Annotated in this window: 8 protein-coding genes and 1 pseudogene; 6 read left to right on the top strand and 3 right to left on the bottom strand. The window is 44.2% G+C overall.

The window, feature by feature from the left end:
* From BV375_RS34635 to BV375_RS38960, 5 genes and pseudogenes are all read left to right on the top strand, one after another.
* On the top strand, positions 1 to 3,992 hold a 3,992-nt coding region (locus tag BV375_RS34635), incomplete at its 5' end, for a non-ribosomal peptide synthetase (protein WP_143842296.1).
* A gap of 11 nt (positions 3,993 to 4,003) precedes the next feature.
* Positions 4,004 to 7,678: a non-ribosomal peptide synthetase gene (locus tag BV375_RS34630; RefSeq protein WP_086769019.1), complete on the top strand. Its 3,675-nt coding sequence runs from the start codon at positions 4,004 to 4,006 to the stop codon at positions 7,676 to 7,678.
* Positions 7,671 to 11,927: pseudogene (locus BV375_RS38525) on the top strand (beta-ketoacyl synthase N-terminal-like domain-containing protein); the annotation flags it as partial. The gene BV375_RS34630 and the pseudogene BV375_RS38525, both read left to right, overlap by 8 nt.
* A 468-nt stretch (positions 11,928 to 12,395) precedes the next feature.
* On the top strand, positions 12,396 to 14,390 hold the full coding sequence (locus BV375_RS38520; protein WP_243714144.1) for an SDR family NAD(P)-dependent oxidoreductase: 1,995 nt from the start codon (positions 12,396 to 12,398) through the stop codon (positions 14,388 to 14,390).
* A 187-nt stretch (positions 14,391 to 14,577) separates the two neighbouring features.
* The gene (locus tag BV375_RS38960; RefSeq protein ID WP_279432993.1) at positions 14,578 to 14,712 is read left to right on the top strand and encodes a hypothetical protein; all 135 of its coding nucleotides are present in this window, start codon (positions 14,578 to 14,580) and stop codon (positions 14,710 to 14,712) included.
* A gap of 127 nt (positions 14,713 to 14,839) precedes the next feature.
* On the opposite strand, the gene BV375_RS34620 is transcribed toward BV375_RS38960, so the two are convergent.
* Positions 14,840 to 15,571, bottom strand: a complete 732-nt coding sequence (locus BV375_RS34620) for a hypothetical protein (protein WP_086769015.1) — start codon at positions 15,569 to 15,571, stop codon at positions 14,840 to 14,842.
* 194 nt (positions 15,572 to 15,765) lie between these two features.
* Here BV375_RS34620 and BV375_RS34615 point away from each other — a divergent pair, with 194 nt between their 5' ends.
* On the top strand, positions 15,766 to 16,308 hold the full coding sequence (locus tag BV375_RS34615; RefSeq protein WP_086769013.1) for a hypothetical protein: 543 nt from the start codon (positions 15,766 to 15,768) through the stop codon (positions 16,306 to 16,308).
* A 443-nt stretch (positions 16,309 to 16,751) separates the two neighbouring features.
* On the opposite strand, the gene BV375_RS34610 is transcribed toward BV375_RS34615, so the two are convergent.
* The gene (locus tag BV375_RS34610; RefSeq protein WP_086769038.1) at positions 16,752 to 17,303 is read right to left on the bottom strand and encodes an antibiotic biosynthesis monooxygenase; all 552 of its coding nucleotides are present in this window, start codon (positions 17,301 to 17,303) and stop codon (positions 16,752 to 16,754) included.
* A gap of 9 nt (positions 17,304 to 17,312) precedes the next feature.
* On the bottom strand, positions 17,313 to 17,834 hold the full coding sequence (locus tag BV375_RS34605; protein ID WP_086769011.1) for a GNAT family N-acetyltransferase: 522 nt from the start codon (positions 17,832 to 17,834) through the stop codon (positions 17,313 to 17,315).

The following is a 17,834-nucleotide window of genomic DNA, read 5'->3' as shown; positions in this document are numbered from 1 at the left end:
TAAACATAGAATTTTTAGGAAGGATTGACCAGCAGGTAAAAATTCGTGGCTTCCGCATTGAATTAGGCGAAATTGAAGCCGTACTTACTAAACATCCAGTAGTGAAGCAAGCTCTAGTTATAGATAGAGAAGATGTTTCTGGTAACAAGCAGCTAGTAGCATATATTGTCGCTCAACCAGAAGAAGTTTTTACCCAGAGTGAATTGCGTCGCTTTTTGCAAGGTCAGCTACCTGACTATATGGTGCCTGCTGCATTTGTATTGTTAGCAACGCTGCCCCTGATGCCCAATGGAAAAGTAGATCGCAGCGCCTTACCAGCACCAGCCAGTGGAAATGAGGCAGTAAGTATTGTGCCACCTCGCAATCAAGTCGAAGCGCAACTGGTGGAAATTTGGCAACAAGTTTTGGGCGTGCAGCCGATAGGTGTCACGGATAATTTTTTTGAGTTGGGCGGACAGTCCTTACTCGTCATTCAGGTGGTTTCCCGCATACGCGATCGCTATCAAGTGGATTTATCAATGCGATCGCTTTTCGACTCGCCCACTATTGCCCAACTCGCCGCCCAAATCGAAACTGTCAGCCAGGAAAAACCTCGCTTGCAAGCACCTCTGATTGTTCCTATTCCTCGGAATCAAAACTTACCGTTGGCGTTTTCTCAACAGCGATTGTGGTTCTTTGAACAATTAGTTCCCGGTAAAGCTGCATCTAACGATGCGGCAGATATTCGCCTGCCTGGGTTACAAGATGTAGCTGCCCTAGAACAAAGTTTCAATGAAATTATCCGACGACATGAAATTTGGCGCACTACATTTGAAATTGTTGATGGACAAGCCGTTCAAGTTATCCATCCTACTCCTTACATACCACTACCTGTTGTAGATTTGCAAGCGCTTCCCACCGTCGAACGAGAAACCGAAGCGTTGCGACAAGCCACTGAACAAGTACAACAACCCTTTGATTTAACTAAATTACCCCTAATTCGAGCGATTCTATTCAAGTTCAACGAGACAGATTATCGGTTGTATTTGATCATGCACCATCTCATCTTTGATGGTTATTCCTTGTGCAACGTCTTTTTGCCAGAATTAGGGGTACTTTACGAAGCATTTTCTCAAGGCAAACCTTCTCTGCGTTCGCGCAGCGTGTCGCAGACAGACGCTACGCGTAGCTTGCTTCCCTGGAGGGGTACGCCGTTACCAGAATTATCAATTCAGTTTGCCGACTATGCTTACTGGCAAAGACAATGGTTGCAAGATGAAGTTCTTGCTCCTCAACTAGACTACTGGAAAAAGCAACTCGCTAATCTTTCCATGTTGCAATTACCAAAGGATCGTCCGCGTCCGGCAATAGAAACCTTTCGAGGAGCAAAACATTCGGTAACGATACCTAAAGAGTTGACAGACAAACTTAGGGCGCTTAGCAGTCGCGAGGGAGTCACCTTGTTTATGACCTTGCTAGCTGCTTTGAAAACTGTATTGGCGCGGCATAGCCAACAAGATGATATTCCTGTTGGCACGATCATTTCTGCGATGAACCGTCCTGAACTTGCTGGATTGATTGGCCTGATCGTTAACAACTTGGTGTTGCGAACAGACCTTTCCGATAATCCTAGTTTCACAGAACTTTTAGAACGAGTGCGGAAAGTTACTTTAGATGCTTCTGCCAATCAAGATGTACCGTTTCAAAAGTTAGTTGAAGCCCTACGACCAGAACGCCATCTCGGTCATCACCCTTTATTTCAAGTGATGTTTATTCTCGACCCACCAACGCCTGTATTGGAGTCGGGATGGAATTTGCATCCCCTGATTTTAAATACAGGAACGTCAAATATGGATTTGATGCTTTCGCTTGATGAGCAATCAGAAGGTTTAGTTGGTTACTTTGAGTACAATAGCGACTTGTTTGATGCGGCAACCATCGCACGGATGGTCGGACATTTTCAAACTGTTTTAGCAGCAGTTGTTACCAATCCCGCACAAAAAATCTCAGAATTACCTTTGCTAACTGAAGCAGAAAACCAACAATTGCAGGCATGGAACGACACCCAGACAGACTATTCTTTGAATTTATGCTTGCATGAATTATTTGCAGCACAAGTTGAACGTTCTGCCGATGCTGTAGCAGTAGTCTATGAAAATGAGCAGTTAACCTACAAAGAACTCAACGCCAGAGCAAATCAACTAGCACATTACCTGCAAAAGGTAGGTGTAGGCACAGAAGTACTAGTAGGAATTTTTGTAGAACGCTCGCTTTATACGATAATTGGAATATTAGGTATCTTGAAAGCGGGTGGCGCTTATGTACCGCTAGATCCAAGCTATCCACAAGAGCGATTAGCCTTCATCTTGCAAGATTCTCAAGTGTCTGTGTTGTTGACTCAGCAGCATCTGAGCGAGAATTTACCGAAACACCAGACTAGGATTGTTTGCCTAGACACAGACTGGGAAGCAATCGCCAATGAAAGTCAAGAAAACGTGATCAGTGATTGTATAACCGATCGCCTAGCTTATATCATCTACACCTCTGGCTCAACGGGTCAACCCAAAGGTGTATTGGTAAATCATGGTAATGTAGTCCGTCTGTTCACAGCCACTGAATCTTGGTATCACTTTAACCAACAGGATGTCTGGACTCTTTTCCATGCCATTGCCTTTGATTTTTCGGTTTGGGAAATGTGGGGTGCTTTGCTATATGGTGGCAAGTTAGTTGTAGTACCGTATTGGCTAAGTCGTTCACCCGCAGATTTCTATAAATTTTTGTTAGCGCAGCAAGTTACAGTACTCAACCAAACGCCTTCAGCTTTTAGTCAACTCATACAGGCAGAGAAAGCTTTGGGAGTTGATAACACGCTGAACCTGCGACTGGTCATTTTCGGTGGCGAAGCTTTAGAACTTCAGAGTTTAAGACCTTGGTTTGAAAAGCATGGCGATCGGGTTCCCCAATTAGTCAATATGTACGGGATTACGGAAACAACTGTGCATGTTACTTACCACCCAGTAACGATCGCAGACTTAGAAGGAGGATTAGGAAGCGTTATTGGTCGTCCAATTCCTGACTTACAAGTCTACTTACTAGATAAGTATCAGCAGCCATTACCTATTGGAGTTACGGGTGAGATGTACATTGGTGGTGCTGGTGTAGCACGAGGTTATTTTAACCGCCCAGAACTAACTAACGAGAAGTTTATCTCCAATCTCTTTAGCAAAAAACTTAATGCACGCCTGTATCGTTCTGGTGACTTAGCCCGTTACTTGCCCAATGGAGATATTGAATATTTAGGACGTATCGACCACCAGGTTAAAATCCGTGGTTTCCGAATTGAAGTTGGTGAAATTGAAGCGGTGTTGAGTCAGTACACAGATGTGCAAGAAGCGATTGTGGTCGTGCAAGAGGATGTACCAGGTGATAAGCGACTGGTGGCTTACGTTGTCACAGCCCATAATCCAGAAAGAGCACCGACTCAAATTATTACTAGGAACTTACGGAATTTTCTCAAGCACAAGTTACCTGAGTACATGGTGCCTAACAGTTTTATCTTGCTAGATACTTTGCCGCTGACTCCTAATGGCAAAGTGGATCGCAAAGCCTTACCGCAATGTTCAACAACCGTAGCATCGGACACAAACGACTCAGAATTAGAAGAATTTGCAGCACCTCGTAATGCTATGGAGCAGATCATAGCAGGAGTCTGGACTGAAGTCCTCAGATGCGATCGCATCGGTATCCATGACAACTTCTTAGATTTAGGGGGACACTCGTTGCTGGCAACACAGGTCATTTCTAGGTTGCGCAGTCTTTTTCAGGTGGAATTGCCTTTACGCTTGATATTTGAATCTCCCACCGTGGCAGAACTCGCAGCAGCCATCGCTCAACTTCAAGGCACTCTAGCAATAGCGCCAAAAATCGCCATTACATCAGTTTCTCGCGCTGCCCATAGCATGAAGCGATCTGCTCTCCACAAAGGGACAGATAGCTTAGGCAGCCAACGATAAAGGAGAAAAAAATGATACAAAAGCTTTCTACCAATTCTTTTGAGGCTGGTGAAAATTCTTTGGGTGCTGATGAGGAAGAAGTCTTTGTCTTTCCTCTGTCTTTTGCCCAACAACGTTTGTGGTTCTTCGATCAGTTGATTCCCAATAGTCCAATTTATAATATTCCCACTGCTCTACAATTCCACGGACACTTAGATCGCGTAGCGCTAGAGAAGAGCCTTAACGAAATCGTTCGTCGCCACGAAGTTCTGCGAACAACCTTTGCGATCGCCGACGGACAACCCGTACAAGTTATTGCTCCAGTGGTAGAAGACTCTACTCTGCAACATCACTACTTGCAACAAGAAATAGACTTCAGCCAATTTAGCGAACCAAACCGCCAGCTTGCAGCCCAAAGACTAATAACAGCCGAAGCTCAACGACCATTTAATTTAGAGCAAGGACCACTGCTACGGGTCACTCTTTTGCACCTCGCCGAACAAGAGTACATCTTGCTTGTGACGATACATCACATCATCTCAGATGGTTGGTCGTTAAGCATATTTATACGGGAATTAATGGTACTTTATGATACTTTTTCTCAGGGTAAATCTTCTCCTTTTCCCGTCCTTCCCATCCAATACGCTGACTTTGCGCTTTGGCAACAGCAATGGTTGCAAGGCGAACTACTAAAGGACAAACTCGCTTATTGGCAGCGGCAACTCGGCGGTTCCTTGCCTGTGTTACAACTTCCAAGCGACAAAACGCGACCTCCTGTCCAGTCTTTCAAAGGAGCGCAACAACCGTTTGCTTTATCCTCAACCCTCACCGAGGCGCTCAAGACCTTCGCCCGCCAAGAAGGTGCTACTCTGTCTATGACCCTGCTAGCGGTCTTCAAGACCTTACTCTACCGTTACACAGGACAAGAAGATATTTTAGTTGGTTTGCCCATTGCTAATCGCCAACGTCCTGAATTAGAAGGGTTAATGGGCTTTTTTGTCAATACTTTGGTGCTGCGAACTGACTTATCTGGCAAACCGACGTTCCGGCAATTGCTAGCTAGAGTGCGGGAAGTGACCCTAGAAGCCGATGCTCACCAAGACTTGCCCTTTGAGAAACTGGTTGAAGCGCTGCAACCCGAACGCGAACTAAGTCGCAACCCCCTGTTCCAAATCGCCTTTGTGATGGCACCCCCCATGCCAGTCCTCGCTCCACCGTGGAGTGACAGCCAGTTAGATATGGATACGGGCACAGCAAAATTTGATTTGACGCTGGCATTTGACGAAACACAGGGTGGTTTGCTCGGCGCGTTTGAATACAGCACTGATTTGTTTGAGGCAGATGCGATCGCTCGCATGGTCGGGCATTTGCAAACCTTACTAGAAGGTATCCTTGCCAATCCAGACCAATCTATTGCTGTGTTACCGTTGCTGACTCCATCAGAGTGGCAGCAGATGCCGTTTTGGAATCACACTCAAGCAGATTATCCTCAAGGGTGCATTCATCAGATATTTGAAGCGCAGGTTGAGAAAACACCCGATGCGGTAGCAGTGGTGTTGGGAAATCAACAGCTAACCTATGGAGAACTGAATACCAAAGCCAATCAGCTAGCGCATTATCTGCAAACTCTTGGTGTTGGTCCAGAAGTTTTAGTAGGGATTTGCGTTGAGCGATCGCTGCATACCATCATCGGTATATTAGGCATTCTCAAAGCAGGTGGAGCATACTTACCACTCGATCCCGCCTATCCTGCTGAGCGTCTGGCATTTATGTTAGAGGATGCTCAAGTTCCTGTGCTGCTAACTCAGCAGTCATTAGGCATTGACCAAACACATAATAAATCATTACAAAAGACAACTATCGTCTATCTAGACAATTGGGAAGCGAATATCGGTGGTGAGAAAAACCCTGTTTCTCGTGTCACTTCTAACAACCTAGCTTATACAATTTACACCTCTGGGTCTACAGGCAAACCCAAAGGTGTTCTACTGACACATCGCGGTTTGTGCAATCTAGCCACAGCACAACAGCAGCTTTTTAATGTGCAGCCAGATAATCGTGTTTTGCAATTTGCATCCCTCAGTTTTGATGCTTCTATTTGGGAAATTGTCATGACTTGGGTAGCTGGCGCAACCCTGGTTCTAGCCCAGCGGGACGACTTGCTTCCAGGTACTACTTTGCTGAAGTTGTTGCGCGACCAGCAGATCGCAATTGTTACTTTGCCTCCCTCAGCGCTAGCAGTTTTGCCAGCAGAGGAACTTCCCGATTTGCAGACAATTATCGTTGCTGGAGAAGCTTGTCCTCCTGAACTAGTGAAACGTTGGGTCACTGGTCGTCGGTTCTTCAATGCTTATGGTCCCACGGAAAGCACTGTCTGTGCCACTGTTGCTGAATGTATCCCAGGCGACAATAAATTACCTATCGGTTATCCAATTGCGAATACGCAAGTTTATATACTTGACGCTCATCTACAGCCTGTTCCTGTTGGCGTTCCTGGTGAAATATACATTGCTGGAGTTGGGTTAGCACGCGGCTACCTCAACCGTCCGGAATTGACGGCAGAGAAGTTTATTTTGAAGAAGGCAGAGGGAGAATTCCTCACTCCTCACTCCTCACTCAGGACTCAGGACTCAGGACTCAGGACTCAGGACTCACAGGAGCGTTTGTATAAAACTGGCGACCTGGCTAGATATCTGCCCGATGGTAATGTTGAATACCTTGGGCGCATCGATAACCAAGTAAAGATTCGTGGGTTCCGGATTGAACTTGGGGAAATTGAGGCGGTGTTGAGCCAGCATCCAGATGTGCGGGAAGCGATCGTTGTGGCACGAGAGGATATCCCAGGTGACAAGCGGTTAGTCGCTTATATTATCTCTAAACAGAAACCGAATCGGGTGCCTTATGAAAGCGAGTGTTTGGCACAATTAAATGACTATGGGACAGTGAAACTCAAAACTGAGGATATCTCCGTTGGGGGTGCTTGCTTGGTGGGAGTACCAGAGATGTCTGTCGCTCAGCACCTTTGCTTGTGTCTGACATTACCAGATACAAGCGAAGCTCAGTGGTTTTCTGGAAACATCGTTTGGCAACAAGGAACACGAGCTGGGATTCAATTTCAGCTTTCACCATCCGAGCAAGGGGTTCTAAATCAAAGTGTTGAGTATCTGCTCAAAACAGGGGGCTTTTTAAAAGTTCTGCAACGCACTGCGGTTGAGAGCTTCCGAAGCTTTCTTAAACAGAAGTTACCCGATTATATGGTGCCTTCTAGTTTTATGTTTCTCAATGCCTTACCTCAAACCCCGAATGGCAAGGTGGATCGGAAGAGACTACCTGCACCAGAGAATTTGCGGTTGCAATTAGATACCACTTATGCAACACCTCAGACAGACATAGAGCAAGCGATCGCTTCGGTTTGGCAAAAAGTCCTGCAAGTGGACAAAGTTGGTTTACACGATAATTTCTTCGATTTAGGCGGTCATTCTCTGCGGATGGCACAAGTTCATGCTCAGTTGTGTGGAATATTGCAGCAAGAAGTCTCGGTGGTAGAACTGTTTCAATATCCCACTATCAGTGCTTTGGCTAAACACTTGAGTCAAGAAAGCGAAGCACAACCCGGCTTTGCACAAAGCCATCAACGCGCCAACAAGCAAAAAGAAGCCCTGCATCTACAAAAGCAAAAAATGCAAAGGAAGAAACAAAATGGATAACCTACAAAGCTACGACGCCTTAGAAGGAATTGCCATTGTTGGACTGGCTGGGAGATTTCCAGGTGCGAAAAATGTGGAAGAATTTTGGCAGAATCTCAAGGACGGTGTAGAGTCAATTTCTTTCTTCTCAGAGCAGGAATTGACTGATGCTGGCATTGATCCGGCAGTATTTCGCAACCCTGACTACGTTAAAGCCAAAGCAGTTTTAGACGATATCGAGTTATTTGATGCGGCTTTCTTCGGGTTTAGTCCTAAAGAAGCCGCGATTACCGATCCACAACATCGCTTATTTTTAGAATCGGCTTGGGAAGGGTTGGAAAATGCGGGTTACAACCCGGAAACATACACAGGTGCAATTGGCGTGTATGCAGGGATGGGGATGAGTGGCTATTTGTTGAATAACCTTTGGGCAAACTCTGAATTAACCAGTTCGGCTGGCGCTTATCAAATCGTACTTGCCAATGATAAAGATTTCTTGCCCACTCGCGTTTCATATAAACTCAACCTCAAAGGCCCAAGCATTAATGTTCAAACTGCTTGCTCAAGTTCGTTAGTCGCTACTTGTATGGCTTGCCAAAGCTTGCTGAACTATCAATGCGATATGGCTTTAGCAGGAGGCGTTTCGATTAGCTTGCCGCAAAAATCGGGATATTTGTACCAAGAAGGCATGATTTTTTCGCCTGATGGTCATTGTCGAGCTTTTGATGCCCAAGCACAGGGAATTGTCGCCGGGAGTGGAGTTGGAATTGTTGTTTTAAAGCGATTAGAAGATGCGATCGCAGATGGCGATACTATCCATGCTGTGATCAAAGGCTTTGCTCTGAACAATGACGGCTCTATGAAAGTAGGTTACACCGCTCCCAGCGTAGATGGTCAAGCGGAAGTTATTGCTCAAGCCTTGGCAATGGCAGAAGTTGATCCAGAAAGTGTTTCTTATATCGAAGCACACGGCACGGGAACACCGTTAGGCGACCCCATTGAAATTGCTGCACTAACGAAAGCCTTTCGCGCCAGCACCCAGAAAAAGAATTTTTGTGCCATTGGTTCGGTGAAAACAAATATCGGACATTTAGATACAGCAGCGGGGGTTACAGGTTTAATCAAAACCGTTCAGGCACTTAAACACCAGGCTTTACCACCTAGTTTACATTTTGAAACTCCGAATCCCAAGATTGATTTTGCTAACAGTCCTTTTTACGTTAATAACCAACTGAGTGAATGGCACGAAAATGTCAGTCCTCGCCGTGCAGGAGTTAGTTCGTTTGGTATTGGCGGTACGAATGCCCATGTTGTTTTAGAAGAAGCACCAAAACAAGTCAAAAGTCAAAAGTCAAAAGTTAAAAGAGAGTGTTTGTTGTTGTGTTTATCAGCCAAGTCTGAATTTGCATTTAATACAGCCACAGACAATTTAATTGAGCATTTAAAACAGCATCCTGAACTTAATTTAACTGATGTTGCCTATACACTTGCTGTTGGTCGTAAGGCTTTTAACCATCGCCGGATAGTTGTTTGTAGCGATTCACAAGAGGCGGTAACAGCACTTTCTAGCCTCAATCAGCGAGTTTTTACTAATACTAAAGAATCTAAACAGCGACCCATCACATTCATGTTTTCTGGACAAGGTTCGCAATACGTGAATATGGGGTTGGAACTTTATCAAGTTGAACCAATATTTCGCGAACAAATCGATAAATGCTCGGATCTCCTGAAACCTGAGTTAGGATTAGATTTGCGTGATGTACTCTATCCGAGCGAAGAAAAAACAGAAATTGCCGCGCAACAATTAAAGCAAACGGCAATTACACAACCAGCCTTATTTATCATTGAGTACGCTCTAGCGCAATTATGGATGTCTTGGGGTGTGCATCCTCAAGCCACAATTGGGCATAGCGTTGGTGAATATGTGGCAGCGTGTATTGCTGGTGTATTCTCGTTGGAAGATGCTTTGTCACTGGTAGCTGCGCGGGGGAGATTAATGCAGCAAATGCCTGCGGGAGCAATGTTAGCCGTACCTTTAACAGAAATAGAAGCGCGATCGCACCTCAACGAAAATCTTTCTCTAGCAGTCATCAATGCTCCTTCTAGTTGCGTCATTGCAGGTACAATTGCAGAGATAGATGCTTTAGAACAGCAGTTACCAGAAAGTCGTCGCTTGCATACTTCTCATGCGTTCCATTCGCAGATGATGGAACCCATTTTAGAACCCTTTGTTGAGCAGGTGAAGAAAGTAAAGCTGAATATCCCACAAATTCCATATATTTCTAACGTTACCGGAACTTGGATTACAGTTGCAGAAGCGACCGACCCCAACTATTGGGCGCAACATCTACGCCAAACGGTACGCTTTGCCGATGGCGTAGAAAAGTTAATGCAAGATTCTCACCGAATTTTATTGGAAGTTGGGCCTGGACGAACACTGACGACACTCGCTAAACAGCATCCCAATCATCATGTAGCGGTGATTCTTTCTTCCTTACGCCATCCTCAAGAGCAACAATCAGATGTGGCATTTTTGTTAACTGCTTTAGGACGACTTTGGCTGGCGGGTGTAGAAATTGATTGGTCAGAGTTTTATACTGGCGAACAACGTTATCGTGTGCCTTTACCAACTTATCCCTTTGAACGCCAACGTTATTGGGTTGAACCGCAACCGTTATCTGCACAGCAGCAAAAATTGAGTAATTCTTGGCTATGGCAAGCGGCGTATGAGGCGGGTGAGAAACAGGCATTAGCCGACATCTCAAAATTTGATAATCCTACTTATTGGGCGAAACAAGAATGCTTGGATCGTCTTTGCGTTGCAAATATAAATCTCACCTTGAGAGATTTGGGTGCTTTTAGCAATTCCGCTGACAAATACTCGGTTGAAGATTTGTGTGAGCAATTTTCCATTTTGCCACAGCAAAAGCAATTGCTGTCTCAATGGCTAAAAGTTTTAGTAGAACAAGGTCAGTTGCAGCAAGACGGAGAAGTCTTTACAAACCTGCTGCCATTTTCAACGGAGGCAATTGATGCTTTGGTGGCAGAAGTCAAAGTTAAATGGGCAGATGCTCCTTCATGGGCAGAGCCAATTCTGCTGGCTCGCAAAAAGCTTCCTGCTCTGATGACGGGTCAAGAAAACTCTTTAAATTTGTTCTTGGATAAAGGCTCTTTTGATCTAGCAGAGAGCATTGCTCAAGATTGGCCGATGCTCTCTTACTATAATGCGATCGCCCGAGCGATTCTGCAACAAATAGTCGAGTCATTACCACCACAAGTCAAGCTGAGAATTTTAGATATTGGCGCGGGGATGGGATTAACAACAGCAGATTTACTGCCCGTACTACCACAGCAAACTACCTACGTTTATACAGATGTCGCTCGTCTGTTTTTGGACAATGCTAAACAAAAGTTTAGTAGCTATCCATTTATCCAGTATGAACTGCTCGATATTGAGCGCTCGCCCCAAGAACAAGGGTACGATTTACATAGTTTTGATGTGATTATCGCCGCTAATGTCTTGCATGTTACCCAAAACATCAAAGAAAGCCTGGATCGTGTCCGTTCTTTATTGGCTCCTGGCGGTCTTTTGTTAATTTGGGAGGTTACGCAACCTCAATTCACCTACGATGTCACAGACGCCTTGTGGATGAAACCGTTGCAGGATGCAGAACGCACTCAAGCAAATCCGTTTTTATCTAAGCAACAGTGGCAGAAAGTACTGTTGGCGCATGGGTTTATGAAAGTTGCAACCATACCAGAAATTGACACTTTTGGCTACCATACTTTTCTAGCTCAAGCGCCTATATCCGATGCTGCACCTCTGGCGTTCACACAAATCAGCGAGTCAACACAAGCGTATATCTCCTTAAAGAAAAAATCAGATATTGCTGACTGGTTTTATATTCCCTCTTGGCAACGTTCCCTGATTCCGGTACGAAATGCTAACTTGGCTAAAGAGCGTTCCTGCTGGTTAGTGTTTTTAGATGAGTGCGGTTTAGGCGATCGCATCGTCAATCAACTAGAACTTGCAGGTCAAGATGTGATTACTGTCAGTATTGGAGAGCATTTTAGCAGCGATCGCCTCTACAGCTATAGGCTCAATCCCTCACAGCGTCAAGACTACGAGACTTTATGGCAAGAACTGCACGCACTCAACAAGCTGCCGCAAACCATTGTACATCTGTGGAGTGTTACGCCTGATGAGCTTGAAGATGGCAGAAGGGACAATTCCAATGGGGATTCGATCCCATCTGAATTAGATCTGCTTAAAGAAACGCTTGATTTAAACTCTTGCTTCCTTCCGATCACCAAAACTTCTGAGCAGACAAAAGGCTTACCTTCTGCCCTCTGCCCTCAAACTTCTGCCTTTCTGATTGAAAGAGTAGAAAAGTTACAAAATTTAGGCTTTTGGAGTTTACTGTTTTTAACGCAAGCACTAGGGAAACAAAATCTCAGCGAACATATAGAAATTGCAGTCATTTCTAACAACTTGCAAGAAGTAACGGGTGAAGAGAATCTATGTCCAGAAAAAGCAACTTTACTCGGTCCTTGTAAAGTTATTCCCCAAGAATATCTCAATATTTCTTGTCGCAGCGTCGATATAGTTCTGCCCAAACCTGGAAGTCAGCAAGCAGAGAAATTAGTTAAAAATTTGCTGACAGAACTAGCTATCCCAACTTCAGATATAGCGATCGCTTATCGTGGTAGTCATCGTTGGGTACAAACGTTTGCACCCGTGCGACTCGATCGAACTGAAAAAGAAACACCCCGGTTAAGAGATAGGGGAGTTTATCTAATCACAGGCGGATTAGGCGGTATTGGCTTAGTTTTGGCAGAATACCTCGCAAAAACAGTACAGGCAAAATTGGTACTACTTGGGCGATCGCCTTTTCCCGCAAAATCTGAGTGGGAAGAATGGCTAAGTACTCATGATGCACATGATAGCATTAGTGTCAAGATTCAGAAATTGCAGGGCATGGAAGCCTCAGGTGCAGAAGTAGCGATCGCGTGTGCAGACGTTGCGAACTTACAACAGATGCAAGGAGTTATTCGTGAAGTTTGCGATCGCTTTGGTTCAATTCACGGTGTAATTCATGCCGCAGGTGTTATGCCTGGAGGGATGATGCAACTGAAAACGCCGGAAATTGTAGCAAATTTGTTAGCACCGAAAGTGACAGGGACTTTGGTTCTGGATACTTTACTTCAGGATTTGGAGTTAGATTTCTTTATCCTGTGTTCCTCGCTCAATTCCTTCCTAGCAGCACTAGGATTAGTAGATCATTGCGCCGCGAATTCGTTTTTAGACGCCTTTGCAAACTATAAAGCTTCTCGATCCAATACGTTAACAGCTACAATCAACTGGGACGGTTGGCAAGAGGTGGGAAAAGCCGCTAGCGCTAAAGTGTCAGAACAACTCCAACAATGGCGTCATGCTAGTTTCCAACAAGGCATCTTGCCTCAAGAAGGGATAGAAGTGCTTAAGCGTATTTTAGGCACTACACTGCCGCAAGTTCTAGTATCAACCCAGGATTTTCTCCTGAGGTTCGAGCAGTTTAGCTCGGCTAAAGAATTACAACATGTGCAATCTCACCAAAAGGCGAACTTATCCAAACCAACTAATTCCAGACCGGAACTGAGCCAAGCTTATGTTGAGCCACGTAGTCAATTAGAGCAGACCATAGCCCAAATATGGCAAAAATCTTTAGGAATTGAACCACTGGGAATTCACGATAATTTTTTTGAATTAGGAGGTGATTCTTTACTCGCCGTCTATTTAATCGCCAAAATCGGCGCAGCCACGCAAACGAAGTTATCTGCACATAGCCTGATCGATGCACCGACGATTGCAGACTTAGCGAAATTAATTACTCAAAATGCCTCGCCGTCTCAACTTACTAACGGACAAGCAAAGCCAGAGTTACCCTCAACACTAGTAGAAATTCAGCCTGGTGGTTCCAAGCTACCGCTTTTCCTCATCCATCCTGTTGGTGGTCACGTTTACATATATCGCGATCTAGCTCAATATTTAGGCTCAGACCAACCCGTTTATGGATTGCAGGCACAAGGTATCGATGGTCAAACTACTCCTCTGACTGAAGTTGAGGTAATGGCAACTCAGTATATTAAAGCATTGCATGTGATCCAGCCGCATGGGCCTTACTTTCTGGGTGGATCTTCTTTTGGTGGCACGATCGCCTATGAAATGGCGCAGCAACTCCAAGCACAGGGGGAAAAAGTAGCGTTACTTGCCCTCATTGATACCCCAGGTCGCGGTCACATGCCGTCTGATATAGAAAATGATGATATCAAAATCATGTCTTACGCTTTGGGTGTCGGTGCCAACCTTCCTGTATCAGTAGAACAGCTGCGACAACTAAGTACTGATGACCAACTGCACTACTTTTTGCAGCAAGGAAAAACGGCCTTGAGAATGCCTGCTGATTTTGGCTTAAGCGAGTTGCGCCACCATCAAAATCTGTTCAAAATCAACATTAAAGCGATGCGAAACTACGTTCCGCAAGCTTATCCAGGTCGGGTTATCTTTTTTAGAGCCAGCGATCGCGACTCCTTCAACCCGCAAAATCCAGAACTAGGTTGGCATGATTTGGCAATGGCAGGGCTAGAAATTCACGAAGTCCCTGGCAATCACATTACAATGAACTTTCCTCCTCACGTTCAAGTTATGGCTAAGTTGTTAAAGGTATATCTGGAGAGCGATACACAGAACTAAACTTTTAATTCTGTTACAAACTCATCTTAGGATTCCATTTAAAAACCCCAGAGCGGTATCCTTGCTCCGGGGTTGAGTTATGTTTTTACGTCCCACACAGTCTTTTGATTTCCGTTTGCTGCGGTTCAAATTAAAGCTTTGCCGTCTTTCCGCTAGACCATCCCGGCACATATAAGAGTGCTGAGTTGTGAGTGAAAAATCCCACTCAATACTCGGTACTGATAAGCCGGGAGCAGGATTTGAACCTGCGTTACAACAGCATAGACCAGAGCAGATGATACTGGCAGACGTTTCTCACATGAAAACTGGAGTAATAATCTAAGTTTGAAGATTAAATTGATGGGTTGCCTATACCAGTTTGGCTATCCTTGGGCAGTCCAAGGAGTAGGATTTGAACCTACAAAAAACCCGTTTTTCAATCTAAAGCTGTACTCCGACTCCAGCATACATCATGATCCAAATAGATAGCCAAAAATTGCATCTGATACATTCTTTTTTTCTACTTCAATAGAGTTTGCTTGCTCTCTGGCAAAGATGATTGCTCGTTCCAAAGTGTCAAGTCTTTCTTTTAGTTGATTCACGCGCGATCGCGATAAAGCACCTGAAAGTTTGATGGTTGTCCAGATTCCTTCTGGAACTTGCTCAGATGCTTCTTTTACCTGTGCTGGGTGTTCTTTTGTCGCTTCGTATAAAACAACAGCTTTGGTGATCTGCTTGGTTTTAGTTGTGCGCTTAGGGAGGGTAGCCCAACAGTCTCTTTGTTGGTCAAGCTGCCATTCTTCGCTGACATCTAGTACTGGTAATTTGGCAAGCAGCGATCGCAGCTCTTCAATTTGCTTTTCTAAAAAAAGCAAATATGTTACAGGTACATCTGTAAGTATCGTGGTTCCACCGATCACTACATCGGCTTTGGCTTGCGTGTTTGCAAAGTCTTGAGTAGCTGCAAAATTAAATAATTCTTGAGCAGCTTGCTCGTATTGCCTTAAAAGCTCCTCTGCCTTGAATTGCAAGGACTTAGATTCGGTCGGGTATACAAAACCTTCTTCATCATTGGGTTGGTAAGTCCGCAAAATCCCCTCAAATAGCTCTGATTTTTGGAGCAGGTGATAGATTTCTGTGCGCCGTTTGCGTGAATCTTCTTTAATGCTTTGAATAACAGCGATCGCTTGATTAAGACGCATACCGATATTACATAAATTGCTTTGTATATTATGCTTCAAATTTATCCAATTCTCTTTACTCGTCTTTCCTGATGTAATTTCAATAATTACATCAATGTAGCATATTACATAATAGTATTATTTGCTACTTTAATTCTAAATGGTATAGCTGGTATTGTGTTCTTATTCAAACCTCTAAAAATAACCATTACGCAATGATTTTTAAGAAAAAACTGGATTTGATTTTATTGCTGGCACTGCTTGTTCATATCTTCTCAACTTCTACCACAGCGTTTGCACAGCAGCAGAAAATTGGTTCGTCTAATCTGATTGCAGTTACAGCCGAGCAAAAGACCATCGCGGCGAAAATCATCCAATTTCTAGAGCAATCCAAGCGTAGCTACACGAAAGTCTCAGATGCGGTCTGGACAACACCCTTTAAGGGTAAGTCTTTTGGTGATTTCGATGTTACCGTCATCACCATACCAGAAACCGACTTACTCACGATGTTTGTCGTAGTTGCTGAGAAAAAAAACTTGAGGTTGTCGCAAGACATACTTTATAAGCTGCTAAGGTACAATATCTCAGCAGATCAGGTAAAAATCGGGATAGATAACGACGGTAATCTGCTGGTACGAGCTGATGTGAACGCCAGGATAATGGATCTAAAAGAGTTTAATGATATGCTCGATCAAGTTGCAGCAGCAACTGACGAAGTACATGAGCAAATAAAAGGATCATTGCTCACTACACGTTGACAGTTCTCTTGAATCAAGAGGGGAACTACCAAAATTCATGCATTTACTATCAGATTGCAGAAGAATAAGGTAGAGATTATCGTAAAGGCACAAACAATGTTGTGCCACTTAAACCAATACAGTTCAGTTAAGAAAATTCATTGACAACAAAGTTCACAAATAATTATACCAATTTGAAAAAAGAATGCGACAGATTGTAGGGGCACGGCACTGCCGTGACCTCTAGAATATTTATTGATGTGTCGCAAACATTATTTGATTTGGTATTACTAAACAAAAAACCGAACAATTATTTTGGAGGGGGCTTGGGGGACGCAACCGTCCCCCAATCGGGGGTTTGGGGGATTCTCCCCCAAATCTTGGTTTTTGTTCGACAGATGAGAAATCCTATCACCTTAACTGAACCGTATTGCCACTTAAACTAGTTTAATTTTTTAACCTTCTCACGATTTTCCATATAGCCAAGAGCTAAACAGACGAGTTATCCAAGGCATGACAACGTAGGTCAACAATCCAACCATGAGAACGGAAATGATCAAGGAAGTAATTAAAGGAGGTAAGTTGCCAAGCAAGGGTTTTAGAAGCGTATTCAACAAATTAATCAATGCATATACAACTGCCCAAGTTAGCAATGCTGTTTTATAGCGCGGTGGAGTCTTCAGTGGTTTACCAGGAAGAGAAAACCAAGCTTCTAATCCGCTAATTTGCTGAACATCAGGCTCAGATTGAACCAAATGTTGAGCTTGAGTGAGCCAATATTCGCGATCGCGTGATGTCATCCAAGTCTTCAAATTCTCATAGCCGTCAAACCGGAAGATAATTACATATTCTGGTCGCACACCTGGTTGTGGTCGAATTATATGTGTACCTAAGTGGCCAACATAGGTTCTAGAAACATGAGTAATGTCTCTTAACCAAGTCTCGTAAGTGCTTTCGCATCCTGGTTTGACAATTTGTGAAATGACCACGGTTACAAATTGATCTTCTTGTTCCATCTCCATGCGTTATGTCACCATCAAGCTTTTTCCACAGTCTTTTGATGCACAATCAGCTTCTCGTATCAATATGACAAATGGCACACCTTGATACTGATGCTCAAAAGTATCAACAGTGTGAAACCCTACTCCATACCATACTAGGAGAGCACGTTGATTAAACGCAGCAATCGTCACCCGCACAAGAGGAGGCGCGAACATCTGTTGAGCAAAATCTAGAACTGCTGCAACATAGCAATGCCCCCGACCTTGCCCTGTGAAATTTGGGCAAATACCCATGCCAATGTCCAGCCCTGGCGTACTGTAATCCCCTCCAGGGACTTGACCATCTTCACCAAAACTACAATAGCCGACAAACTCTTTTGGTTCTTCAAAAATACCGTAGAATTTGTTTTGCGGATCGAGAAAATAGTGTATGTTTTGTTCGATTTCGTTGGGGTTTAAATTGTAGAAATCGTAAGGTGCGTCGTAACGCCACTCAACTATCTCCCGCGCATTTGCTTCATCTAAAGATTGAATACTCAAGGGCAT

Source organism: Nostoc sp. 106C (assembly GCF_002154725.1).
Lineage (GTDB): Bacteria > Cyanobacteriota > Cyanobacteriia > Cyanobacteriales > Nostocaceae > Aulosira.
This window is presented reverse-complemented; position numbering and strand designations above follow the sequence as displayed.

Excerpts from the sequence above, each read along its gene's own strand:
- BV375_RS34630 (WP_086769019.1), top strand. The coding sequence starts at position 4,004 with ATGATACAAAAGCTTTCTACCAATTCTTTTGAGGCTGGTGAAAATTCT.
- BV375_RS34620 (WP_086769015.1), bottom strand. The coding sequence starts at position 15,571 with ATGCGTCTTAATCAAGCGATCGCTGTTATTCAAAGCATTAAAGAAGAT.
- BV375_RS34615 (WP_086769013.1), top strand. The coding sequence starts at position 15,766 with ATGATTTTTAAGAAAAAACTGGATTTGATTTTATTGCTGGCACTGCTT.
- BV375_RS34610 (WP_086769038.1), bottom strand. The coding sequence starts at position 17,303 with ATGGAACAAGAAGATCAATTTGTAACCGTGGTCATTTCACAAATTGTC.
- BV375_RS34605 (WP_086769011.1), bottom strand. The coding sequence starts at position 17,834 with ATGCCCTTGAGTATTCAATCTTTAGATGAAGCAAATGCGCGGGAGATA.